General features: G+C 41.7%; 5 protein-coding genes. All 5 read right to left on the bottom strand.

Features of this window, described 5'->3' with window-relative positions:
- Window positions 1-14: 14 nt before the first annotated feature.
- The gene (locus tag NSB03_RS15045) at window positions 15-1,907 is read right to left on the bottom strand and encodes a RagB/SusD family nutrient uptake outer membrane protein (RefSeq protein ID WP_257466482.1); all 1,893 of its coding nucleotides are present in this window, start codon (window positions 1,905-1,907) and stop codon (window positions 15-17) included.
- A 16-nt stretch (window positions 1,908-1,923) separates the two neighbouring features.
- Entirely contained in the window at window positions 1,924-5,025 is a 3,102-nt protein-coding gene (locus NSB03_RS15050) for a SusC/RagA family TonB-linked outer membrane protein (RefSeq protein ID WP_257466483.1), read from the bottom strand.
- Window positions 5,026-5,190: 165 nt separating this feature from the next.
- Entirely contained in the window at window positions 5,191-7,221 is a 2,031-nt protein-coding gene (locus NSB03_RS15055) for a hypothetical protein (RefSeq protein ID WP_257466484.1), read from the bottom strand.
- Window positions 7,222-7,502: 281 nt separating this feature from the next.
- Window positions 7,503-9,515: a kojibiose hydrolase gene (locus NSB03_RS15060; RefSeq protein WP_257466485.1), complete on the bottom strand. Its 2,013-nt coding sequence runs from the start codon at window positions 9,513-9,515 to the stop codon at window positions 7,503-7,505.
- Window positions 9,516-9,579: 64 nt separating this feature from the next.
- The coding region (locus NSB03_RS15065; RefSeq protein WP_257466486.1) for a hypothetical protein at window positions 9,580-11,351 on the bottom strand (1,772 nt) is incomplete at its 5' end.

Below are 11,351 nucleotides of genomic sequence, written 5' to 3' on the forward strand. Positions count from 1 at the left end.
TGCTTTTCATTTAATTAATTCCAGAAAGGAGCCTGAACAAGGTTAGGATTCTTATTTATCTCCTCGAAATATACCGGCATCCAATACATTGCCTTTTTCCATACACGCGTTTGGAATACAGTTCTCTTATAGAACTCATTACTGTTCGTTCCACCATAATTCATGCCATAGTCATCTCCACACATTTCAGGAAGACTCTCAACGATTCTCCAACGGCGGATATCCGACCAGCGTGAGCCTTCGCAACAAAGTTCAACACGCCGTTCCATACGAACTACCTCACGTACTGCCAGCTGATTGTCATCTACATGAATATATTTAGGGTCATCCAATGAAACAGTATTTAATGTATACTGCCGCACACCTGCACGTTCACGCACCTTATTTACATATTTCAATGCTTCCTCACGGGATACTTTATTATCATAAGCCTCATTGATTGCTTCGGCATAATCAAGGAAAGAAGCTGATAAACGATACAGGAACATTTGCCGCCATTTATAACTGCCATTCTTCGGATTATCCTGAGGATATACTTTTTTACGAACCAAATAACCATTTTGAGGAGCATCGTGTGTGTAATCGTTATCTTTTTGGTTCTTAAAGAACTCATATTTACGTCCGGCTAAGGCATACCAAGAACCATTATAACTTACTGTTGTATAGAAACGCGGTTCACGGTTGCAATACATATTATAAGTCCCTTCGGCAGTCACTTCTCCCTTTTGTCCTGTTCCACCTGTCCACTCAGTAACTCTTGTCTCTTTTTCTGCAGAAAAACCTTCTTCCACATATTTTGCGTTGTTATTTGTTATCGGAAGCCCATTCTTCATAAAGAAAGCATCTACCAGTCCTTGATATACTCCCAAACCATTTCCACCACCGTACTCTTTAGTCACCGCTTTATTGGTATAAAACTGATAACTTTGATAAGCATCCTGTTTCGTATAAGGGAATAATATCTCTTTGTTTCCGTCCTGGAACTTGGTGAACCAAACATTCTCAAGCGAAGTGAAAGGGTCAATCTCTCCTTCTGCATTATATTCCACATACAAACGGTAACCAGCCTGTTCTGCCTCATCAAGCAAAAGTTTACATGCCTCAGCAGCCTTGACCCATTTTTCCTGACTGTAAGTAGAATTAAACAGTTCTTCTCCCTCCTTATTCTTATGCCCGATGTACCACTCATTACCATTCACAAGCGGACTGGCAGCAAACAATAACATTTTTGCACGAATAGTCAGACACATAACGGAAGTAATACGACCATATTTCTCTACACTTTGCCATACGGGCGGCAGTTGCTTTGCCGCTTCCAGCATTTCATTATCCAAATGGCTGACAATCTCGTCAAACGGTCTCTGTCCCACCATTAAGTCCGAAAGAGTAAAGTCAGTTGGAGCAATGTAATTGGGTCTAAAAGGAATCGGTCCATAAGTCTCCAACAATTGCCACCAATAATAAGCTGCAAGGAAACGCGCTTCCGCTTTCATATAATCCACTTCTTTCTGTGGCAAATCGGCCTCAGGCAATGCATGCACCCGCTCAATAAATATGTAAGCCTGGCGTATTTTCCGAGGAAGACCATCCCAGAAATTACCTGCCCATTGCGTATTAGGCGTCCATCCACCAAGAATCTTAGTGATATTAGGCCAGTCCCACTGTTGCCAGCGTGCGGAAGCAGTCAGGTCATCCGCAAATACTTCCCATCCGTATGTATTCAACCAATCATTTCCCGGATTAGGAATACGACTGTATACATTAGCCAGCCAAGATTCTACCTTTGTCTTATTTTCAAAGACCATGTCTATATCAATCTCCGTATCCGGTTCTTTGTCAAGATACGTACAAGAACCCAACGATACGATGCCTATCAATCCGGCAACTATATATTTTCTTAATTTCATGATTGTCTTTTTAAAGTTAGAAATTCAGGTCAACTCCAAACATAACGGAACGCATAGCCGGATAGCGCAAACCCGTATCAGTATCCAGTTCCGGGTCCCATAATTTGAACGGGGAGAAACAGAACAAGTTATTACCACTCACATAAAAACGAATCGATTTGGAATGTATCTTTTCAGTGAAAGACTTCGGCAAAGTGTATCCCAACTCCAGTGTTTTCAGGCGCATAAAACGCATGTTCTTTTTCCACCAGGTAGAAGTCCGGTAATTTTGCCGGTTAGGTTGTTCCGACAATCTTGGCCAGAATACATTCTGAGAAGGATTCTCTTCTGTCCATCGGTCATTATAGTTTGAATAGACATTTCCTTGCAACGTTTGTCCGCTACCCGGAATAAAGTATGTAGTATTACCGATTACACGATAAGTATCGCCTGTCCCTTGAAAGAAGAAATTCAAGTCCCAATTCTTGTAATTTATATTGCCACCGAATCCATAAACAATGCGCGGGTCTACAGTTCCGCCAATATAACCTTCATCTGCATCAGTAATGAAACCATCACCGTTCATATCCACATATTTAATATCACCCGGACGAACCCTGGAAGCTCCTACATCTTGTGTCGGTATACCGAATTTTAAATTACCATCCGCATCAAAGTCATCTGCTGTAAACAGTCTTTCTGCCTGCAACCCCCACAAAGTATTCAATGAACGTCCTGTCAGCCCTTTATACGTACCTACTACAGATTCCGGTTCATCATACTCGTCCACACGGTTGATAGCATAAGTGAAGTTAGAACGGAAACCTATAAACCAATCTTTATTGATTTGTTTATTATAATTCAAAGAGAATTCCACACCACGATTAGTCACTTCACCAAAGTTAGCCCATGGATTGGTCAAGAATCCGGTTTGTGAAGGAATAATCTTACGTTGCATGAAAATATTAGTACGCTTTTCTTTAAATACATCTACTTGCAGTTCCAGTTCATTCCATAAGCCCAGTTCTACTCCAACATTCATTTTTAATGCAGTCTCCCACGTAAGGTTTTCCACCCCTACTTCTCCTTCAGAAATACCTTTACGTTCAATCTGCCCTGTATCACCCCAGTGATATGTGTCTGCATCTGTCTTCAATGTTGTCATATAGGCAAAACGTCGTCCACCAATGTCATCATTACCAACTTTTCCTATAGATCCTCTTAATTTCAATTTACTCAAAGTATTTCTGAACTTATCCATAAAAGGTTCTTCGGATATAAGCCAACCAACTGCAAGAGATGGGAAAAATCCGAAACGTTTTCCTTTGGCAAAATTCTCCGAACCGTTATAACCAAAGTTAAACTCCGTCACATAGCGGCTATCGAATGTATAAGAAAGACGCCCCGCAATACCTTGCTTTCTATAAGGCTGTACACTACCGTTGTCAAAGCTTTGCTGATTATACAGGAACAATGCATCCACATCATGTTTTCCGAAAGTACGTGCATAAGTCAGCGTTCCTTCAAAGTAGACCCTCGAATTTCCATATTCACCTTTATTGCCATGTCCCAAAGAATCATCTCCGTATTTCAACACCGAATGAATCAGGTTACCCTCTATATCACGACCGGTAGCAATAGTATAGTAAGTCGCATTCTTGCCTCTGGTTATCGAACTCTGATTCCAGCGGTCGAACGAGAATGACACTTTCGCTTTCAATCCCGGAGTTATCATTTTCAGGTTCTGCTCGACAGCAAACAAAGATTGAATCTGTGAAGCTGTAACCACATCATATCCACTTTGTGTCACGGCAGCCCAAGGATTGACTCCATTGATGTTCATGATAGGAATTGTTCCGTCAGAATAACGGGCAGGGTGCACAAAAGGAGAAGTTATAAATGCCTTGTCGAAAGCATCGTCCGTACTAAAAGCCTGCTTACGGTGCGTTTGCAAGAAACCACCGACATTCAAACGCAGTACTGTCGTCTTGGTAACATCCAAATCGACATTGGCACGCATATTATAACGGGTCAGCTTCATACCGGTGTCATAAGGCAATGTCTTGTCCGTTTCCATAATTCCTTTCTCACCGAAATAAGAACCGACCAATGAGTACCGGAGAAAATCGGATCCACCCGACACTGTTAAATTAGCACGAGTAGAGTAGGCGTAATCTTTCGTTATTTGCTCCAGCCAATTTACATCCGGATACAAATCCCGGTCATATCCATAACGAGTCCTGTCAATCTGCTCCTGGCTGAATGGCAAACGTGTCCTGTCTTCCGTAAGTTCATTCAATAATGCCATATGATCGACCGCACCAATAAACTCAGGAAGTTTTGTAGGTTCTGCAATAGAATGTTCCACCCGAAGATTCACAGAAGGAGCACCTATCTTACCACGTTTTGTATTAATAACAATCACACCGTTCGCACCACGCACACCATACATAGCACTTGCCGAAGCATCTTTCAATACAGAGAATGATTCTATTTCCGCCGGATCGATATGATTTAGATCACGTTCAATTCCATCAACCAGTACTAGTGGCGACTGTCCGCCAGAGAAAGAGGCAATACCACGAATCCAGAAATTAGAAGAATCGTACCCAGGTTCACCAGAACGCTGAACAGCTATCACACCGGCAATTTGTCCCGCTAGGTTATTAGTAACAGAACGTGAAGAACCCACCTGTAACTTCTTCGGCTGTAATGTTTCGATAGAACCGATAACCGACATTTTTTTCTGGCTACCATATCCCGTAACTACCACTTCGTCCAGCGCTTCAATATCTTCCTCAAGAATCACATCAAAGTTAATCTTGCTCCCAACTTTTATTTGTTGGGGTTTAAATCCTATATAGGAAATCTCAATTACGGAACTTTTACTCGGCACATCCATATAGAAATGTCCGTCCATATCCGTTATCACTCCAGTGCCCCCTTCTTCCATAACGCGTATATTCACACCAGGAAGAGGATTCTTGTCCTTATCGGTTATCGTACCACTAATACGAATACCTTTCGCCTGCTCCGACAGATTCGTCTTACCAGCCATAGAATGTACAGGTAAAGCGGAGTTGGCACTTGTTCCATAGTACAACAACAAGCAAACAAACAATGCCTTCTTCAAATCCATAATATTAAATTTAAAAATCTCATAATAAATACTTTATCTCTAACCAAGTGAGAGCAAAAGTAGGCAACCAACACAATATGTAATAAAACAAACAATCCAATAATTAAAAGAAATTGTTCAAAATCAAATTAAAATATATAATATATATATTCTGACCTATTTATGTCATTTCAAGAAATACTCCGCACGCCCCGGTGTGAATAACTCCCACAAAGAAGCTACCGTCCAACCCGGTGCAAAGATATCATTATAATATCCTTTCCCGTTTTTTCCATAATCCCAATTTGTGTGCTGAACAACTTCCGGATAGTAACCAGACTTAGCCACTCCGCATAAGTGTCCCTCATGAGGCAGAAGTTGACGCATAGAAGTAGAAATGACTTCTGCAAATTGTGAGAAGCGGGATTCTGCATATTCCTTTGACAGCCATCGCAACACAGAAGCAAACTCAAACACAAATACATCAATATGGTTATTTTCCACCGACACATTGCCCCAACCGCGGGTTTTCAGACCAATATCTCCCAACATTTGTCCTTGTGCAAAAGGTACATCCCATACATAATACCATGACAAGGCAAAATAAGAAGCTTTCTTCGTCAGGTCTGCATAATGGCGATGCTCCTCTCCTTTGGTTATCAATGAAAGATAATAGGTAGCCGTAGCCGCATACAGGGACGCTTCCTTATCTTCGCAGTTGGCATCAAGTGTGGAAGAAAAATAATCAGCCTTAGATATCAATACTTTCTCCAGATAATCTGCTGTCTGCTTAGCACTGCCGAGATATCGCTTGTCTTTGAAATACTTGTATCCCATCACCAGTGGCAAAGTAGCCGAAGGAGTACTCCCTCCACTATTGTCGACTATCGTAAAATCATCACGAAACTTACGGGGAAAACTACCGTCAGCCTGCTGCAACTGCAAAAGTATATCCAGCATGTTTTTCATCTTCTGCTCCCATTCGGGATGACGACGCCCGTTCTCTTTTTCATAAGCAAGAAAGTGCAACATAGCATAGATTCCTTCGGACTGACGGCGTATACTATGCACAGGCTCTTCATAGCCTTTATCAAAATCTACCAATTCTTTGAAGAAACCGACCGGAGTAAAGCCGTTCTCCAAGTAGCTATCAAACACTTTCATACTATTTGCTTTCAAATCCTCCCTATCAAATTGACAACCATATTCCCAAGCATTGAATGCATTAAGGAGCACACGACCAATAAAGCCTACTTCCGCCTGCCCGTTACTCCGGCAATTTTCCGTCATTAAATGTATTCCCGAATTATAAACCAACGGATGTCCTTCTACGAAACTACTTATAAAGAATCCACTAAGAACTTGCTTCATATCGGTTATGGAATAAGGAGTATCCACTGGTTTAGGCTCATAAGTGTCATAACTATATTCCCATGCATGCCGTATGAAATCAGAATAATCATCAGCCTTATTCTCCTGAATCTCCCACGTTAACAGAACAGTTTCCCCCCTTCTCAGAAACTGAAAAGCTTCTACCGCAGGCGCCAATGTCAGCTTACGAATATAACTTCTGGGAGCTTCACGATAAGGAAAGCCAAAAGAAAGCGCAGTTATTCCGTCTTGATTTTCAAATCCGGTAAATCCTAGAGATGTTTTACCTGAAAGGATAATTTCTCCTTCCCGATGAGTGCTCAAGGCTTCGTCTGCAAACTTATCGATACGGCTCACAGTCACAAAGTGTTTTTCTTTTTCCGAATAAACACCTGCAAGCGGTGCGCTTAGCCTGTCTTCACGCACCAACCAACTATCTGAGGAATGGAACGAAGGTGCATCCTTAGGAGAACGGAGATTCCGACGATACCAAAAACCCGGCATATAAAATTGACAATCATCATGACGGTAGCCTGTTGATAACTGTTGGCTATAATTAAAATAAATATCTTCTAATGCTGTTATACAAACATTTACCCGTAACTTTCCATTTACATCTGCCACCCTTTGAGTAATTGTAACCGGAATACTTTCAGAAGCTTCCAATAAATAGGATGAACGGTCATTCCCCAATTGCTGCAATTCTAGTGAATATCTTTTAGCTACATTTCCCGGTACTTTCAACGATATAGACGCTGAAATATTTTCCGGAACATAGTTGACAGCTTCAGCAACTCCGACATACAGTGTAATAAGCGCCCCGCAAAACAAACATTTAAAATTCATGCAAACCTAATTATATGAATCAGTAAAGGATACTGGTTCTGTGTTAATACTAAGTTATTACTGCAGCAAAAATAGGGGTTTACACTTATTTTAGATATTAAAAACAGGTCAATAAATGAAAGTTTAGTCTCAATCGAGCCAAATGAAAGTAAAAATCAATGCGTAATGTTTCATACAGTGTGTATATATGTATACTGCAATAGATATATATGGCTATCGCAATGAATATATATGCCCACCACGCTAGACATATATACTCATTACACTAGGATTTAACAATGTTATTTTTGCATCCGGACATAAGTCTTTCTATCCGGTCCCACTCCCGTTATTGTTAATTTCTTCCAATGTTTCGGCAATTTTGAGAAAAGCTGCTTGATGCCATTATCTGTAACTTCCAAACCACAAAATCCATTAATGACAGTTTGTAAAAGTCCTCCCGCACCAGTTACAAAATAAGGATTCGTACCTCCTGCACCTTCGGAAATAACACCAAACGGGGGTAACTGGTTAGGACGGAAACTTTGCACAAACAAGTCATAAGCTTTATCGCCTTCGCCAAGGCGTGCATATTGCAAAGCCAACACAGAGAAAGACATTGCCGGTCCAGTTTTATCTATTTTATCTTCATAATACTCCAAGTCCTTACGGATTTCTTCAGGACGGGTTATCAGATTTAATGGATATACCAGCAAATTGGCATCCGCTTGTTTTATTGTCTGCCCATTATAGCCTTCATACTCCATAGTCACTCCACTCTCGAATTTCGGGAGCCGTAACTTCGAGGCTATCTCTTTCCAGATTGCAGGTGCCTTAACACCGCATACCACAGCAGCTTTAGCAGCATCTTGCAAAGCACGCATAGCGGCACCATTGGTAAATGCATTATCATCCACCCCTTCAGCATATTCATCGGCACACACCACATTGCGAATCGAATAAGAACCATCCTCATTCTTTTCTACACGACTTACCCAAAATTCCGCCACTTTCTCCATCAAAGGGAAACCTTCTTCTCGCAACCACCGTTTATCACCACTCATACAGTAGTAATTCCAGGCTGCGATAGCAATATCAGCAGTGATATGATGTTCAAAAGTTCCGGTCAATGCCCAAGTCGGACATGACTCTTCTCCGGCATCATCACTTTCCCAAGGAAACATAGCTCCATCATACCCATAGCTCAATGCCCTCTGACAAGCGGCTTCCAGTCTGTCAGTACGATAATCCATCATTGTCCTTGCAATGCCCTGATTCATGAAAAGCATAGGCGGATACATCCAGAACTCGGTATCCCAGAAAATATGCCCGTTATATCCTTGGGCAGAAAGCCCGAAAGGAGAAATACTCAGGCGGCTTCCTTTGCGTGCATTAGAGTAAAGATTATAAAGAGCAAAACGTACGGCACGCTGCGCCTCGTCATCTCCCTCAATCATAATATCTCCTTCCCACAGCTCATTCCAAAGTTTCCGATGTCCATTCATCAGGCGGTTCAAACCTTCTTTCGCACCATAAATCACTTCACGGTCCGATTCATTATACGGGTCTATAAAATCACGTCCGGTACAGACAGAGCCTAATAAAGCGAAAGAAAATTTTTCTCCTTTTTTTAATGAAATAGAGATTCGACTGGTTCCGTCAGATTGTTGTTGCAAGTTTGGATTCTTATCATAAATAAAAGCGGAAGAAGCTGATACTTTCTGTTCACGGTATTTGGATAAAGCCCAGGTACGTACTATTTTCAGTTCGTTTCCATCGACATTCACACTCACTTGTTTCGAACCGGGATTCTTATATTCATCAGGTACTTCAATGGGATTTTCCACTGATAAATACATATCTTCCAATGCAGCCACCTCTACACGCACCAGTCCCGCATAAGGTATATTCCTCAAGGCACAGATACTATAAGAGATATCCGCTTTTCCACCATAAGTAAAATGTGTATCGTGCGTGGCGGCTTTCATATCTATGCACTGTCCCCACCCCGAAATATTATCACCACTCACTCTCTGTCCGTCAATCTGCATTTGCAAATTGAACGGGTTGATTCCTCGCAACACACGGCTCACGTCTTGAGGAGCGGCAGCATCAAATACATGATTCAACATGACATGACGAACAGAGAAAGGTTCTTTCCACGGCAAGATACCGATACCGCCATTCGCTACTGCTGCTCCAAAATAAGTTCCGTAATAATCAGTAGCCTGTATTTTCCACAAACTTTCTTGTCCGCTTACCTTTATAGTCAGAGCTGATACCAGACAAAAAAATACGATAAATAGATTCTTCATATAATAGCATATTTAATCAGTTAACAACATTTACTGCAAAAATAGTCCGCATTGCTTGTTCTGTTCATTTAATACGCACTTCGATTGGCTTCCCATTCCCAACCTTGTATTTTTCTATAATCTTATCATCCTTTTTTATCAGAACCAGTAATGCGTTGTCCTTATTACGTTTCACTTCAATATCAAATGTTGTACTAAATGCACAAATGCGTTTCAAAGACATTGTATTCCAAGTTTCCGGAAGTTGCGGCGTCAGTTTGAAAGCATCCAGCGCAATGGGACGTATGCCAAACAAGCCTTCTGTCATAATACGGCAATATAAAGCGCTTTCTGTTGATAGATGGCGTTGATTCCCTTCCGGCCATGCTTCTACCGCATAAGGAACATGGTCGCCCAGCAAACGGGTTACAGAATATTTTTCCAGATATTCGGTAGCTATCTCTCTGGCGCCACAAGAATAAGCTCCCCGAAAAGCATAGAGCGTGGAGCGGTCCCAATACGTAGAAGTGCCCGATTGAGTAAGCAAACCGTTCTCCATCCATAACTTATCTGAGAACAGGGCAGACACAGTACCCTCTGCCCGATTGTAAATTCCCATAGTCAACGGAATACAAATCCATGAACGAAGCACCGTATTGCCATCGTAATAACGATATGTCTCATAACCTTCTACATTATAGGCAAAATATCTATCAATATTTTTATAAAGTTCAGCAGCCTTGTCCTGATAGGATTTTATACATTCACGATCTTTCTTCAGTGCTTTTCCCAAATAAACAGCAGAAATGAGGGCGTCATAATACAATGAAGAGGTACATAAGTTGGCTTTCCCCGCAGGGAAACGGTTTTCCAGTTCATCGGAGTCAGATTCCACTACTCCTTCAGCATTCAGTTTTCGATCACAATATTCCAGACACCATTCAATCAATGACCATAATTTTTCCGCCTCGTGACGGTTACCGGACGCCAAAGCATAACGTGCCGCACCATAAGCGACCATCGCCACATCTCCACGGTCGCCCGCCACGCCAAAGCAATCTATTCCCTCTGCAATTATAGATGAAGGCAAAGGCTTATACTCGTCATTCATATAACGCATAAACAAGGTGAACGAATCCATTGCCGAACGGTTTCCCGTCGGATAGCCCAAATAAGGAAAAAACGGATTGATGTATTCTGCCTGGTCGTTCGCCCAAATAGCCGCGTAATAAGCTTCTCCTCCCGGACTTTGCATATATCCGCCTTTTGTATCGAATATACTTTCCGAACCGCGTATCTTAGCAAACGAGAACATTGTATTGATCACATCACTTGGAGTCTCAAGCACCAGATTGCCCTGTACTTGCTGCAAGAATTCCCGACGTGCAACAAATTCTTTATCAACATCCAGTACCAACACCCGTCCATTCTTTTTATATCCTGCATAAATCACTTGAAACCAAGCCTTCTCTCCGGCTTTTAACTGAAAAGTTCCTTCTTTCAGCGGAGATGAAAGAGTAGCCGTTAATGTATAACTGCCTTCCACTCCTTTAGCTTCATCCGTATGATAAGAAAGAATATTCGTAGGAAATTCAACTGTCAGTGAATTTTCGGTCACATTCTCCAATTCATATTTCTCACAAAAAGCTGGCTGTGATGTAGAAGGGAAAAGCGTGCGTGTCAGCGAAACACCTCTATTACCATATATACTCTTCACAGTCATAACCCCACTTAAAGATACGGTTTCCACCTTTTCGCCTACCAGCGGCTGTCCGTTCACAAGAGGGTGTGTCGAAACGATGCATCCTCTTTTTTGTATAAACAAAGCCCCGACTTTCCCAAGCCAGGGCTTTGTCA

Origin of the sequence: Bacteroides acidifaciens (assembly GCF_024623065.1) — a bacterium.
GTDB lineage: Bacteria > Bacteroidota > Bacteroidia > Bacteroidales > Bacteroidaceae > Bacteroides > Bacteroides acidifaciens.